The organism is Amnimonas aquatica, from assembly GCF_002943415.1.
Classification (GTDB): Bacteria; Pseudomonadota; Gammaproteobacteria; order Pseudomonadales; family Moraxellaceae; genus Perlucidibaca; species Perlucidibaca aquatica_A.
On the sequence record NZ_PTQZ01000309.1, the window covers coordinates 1 to 1,524 of the forward strand.

Here is a 1,524-nt window from a genome sequence, read left to right on the forward strand (position 1 = left end):
GCGCTGCATGTAGCGCTCGTCGCCGCCGACACCCTCGAGCAGGAACGGCAGCAGCGGCGTGCCGGTCTCGCCGGCGGCATCGCTGAAGGCCTTCTCGAAGGCACGCGTGTAGGCGCCGCCGTAGCTGGGCGGCAGCTTCATGCCCAGCAGCACGACGCGCGCGCCGGCCTTCTCCGCCAGACCGGCCATGGCCACCAGGTTCCTGCGCAGCAGGGCCGGCGGCTGACCGCGCAGACCGTCATTGCCGCCCAGCTCGATCACCACCACCGCCGGGGCGTGGCGCGCGAGCAGCGCCGGCAGCCGCGACAGGCCGCCGCTGCTGGTCTCGCCGCTGACGCTGCCGTTCACCACCCGCCAGCGGCCGGGCAGTTCGCGGTCGAGCCGTGCCTGCAGCAGACTCACCCAGCCCTGACGGATTTCCAGCCCGTAAGCCGCGCTGATACTATCGCCGTGAATGAGAATCACCGAGGTTTCGCCCGTGCGGGCGGCCGCCTGCCCGGATTGCGCGAATGCGGACACCGGCAGCCAGGCCACCAGCACGGCCAGCAGGACAGGCACGCCAGCGCGCCAGAAACAGAACCGGAAACGCATGACGATGACATCCTCCCCGTGGCTGATCGAGACCCGCCAGCTGCATCAGTCGGTAGCAACGCAGGACGGCGAGCTGGTCATACTGCATGACATCAGCCTGCGCATCAAACCACGCGAGTCGGTCGCCATCGTCGGCAGCTCGGGCTCGGGCAAGTCCANGAGGATGCCCGCGCGGCCCTGCGCCAGCGCCACATCGGTTTCGTGTTCCAGAACTTCCAGCTGCTGCCGCACCTGACCGCCGAGGAGAACGTGCGCCTGCCGCTGGAGCTGGCCGGCCGCCCCGCCGCTGCCGCGGCGCGCGACTGGCTCGCCCGCGTCGGCCTCGCCGGCCGCCTGCAGCACACGCCGCGCCAGCTCTCCGGCGGCGAACAGCAGCGCGTCGCCATCGCGCGCGCCTTCGCCGGCGCGCCGGCCATCCTGTTCGCCGACGAACCCACCGGCAACCTTGACCGCGCCACCGGCGCGCAGATCATCGACCTGCTGTTCCAGGCCAACCAGGACGCCGGCACCACCCTGATCCTGGTCACCCACGACGAGCACCTGGCGGCGCGCTGCCAGCACCGGCTGCGCCTGGAGGCCGGCCGCCTGGTCGAAGACAGCCACGCCGCCGCGGAGCAGCTCTGATGCCCCTGGCCTGGCGCCTGCTCTGGCGCGACCTGCGTCACGGCGAGCTCTGGCTGCTGCTGGCGGCGCTGATCCTGGCCGTGGCGGCGACCACCAGCCTGCGCTTCTTCAGCGCCAGCCTGGAGGATGGCCTGAAGCGCCAGGCCGCCAGCCTGATCGGCGCCGACCTGGTGCTGTCGAGCAGCCGTCCGCTGCGCGCCGAAAGCCTGGAGGAAGCCGCCCGCCTCGGTCTGGTGAGCACCACGGTGACCGAATTCTCCAGCATGCTGCAGCATGGCGATGACTTCCAGCTCGCCTCGGTGAAGGCCG

1 protein-coding gene and 2 pseudogenes are annotated in these 1,524 nt (G+C 71.5%); 2 read left to right on the plus strand and 1 reads right to left on the minus strand.

Going from position 1 to position 1,524, the window contains the following annotated elements; all coding sequences use genetic code 11:
• Positions 1 to 591, minus strand: a 591-nt coding sequence (locus C5O18_RS09410; RefSeq protein ID WP_105193369.1) for an arylesterase, incomplete at its 3' end; no start/stop codon positions are given.
• 4 nt (positions 592 to 595) lie between these two features.
• Here C5O18_RS09410 and C5O18_RS09415 point away from each other — a divergent pair.
• Positions 596 to 1,215: pseudogene (locus C5O18_RS09415) on the plus strand (ABC transporter ATP-binding protein).
• A pseudogene (locus C5O18_RS09420) lies at positions 1,215 to 1,524 on the plus strand (ABC transporter permease); the annotation flags it as partial. The pseudogenes C5O18_RS09415 and C5O18_RS09420, both read left to right, overlap by 1 nt.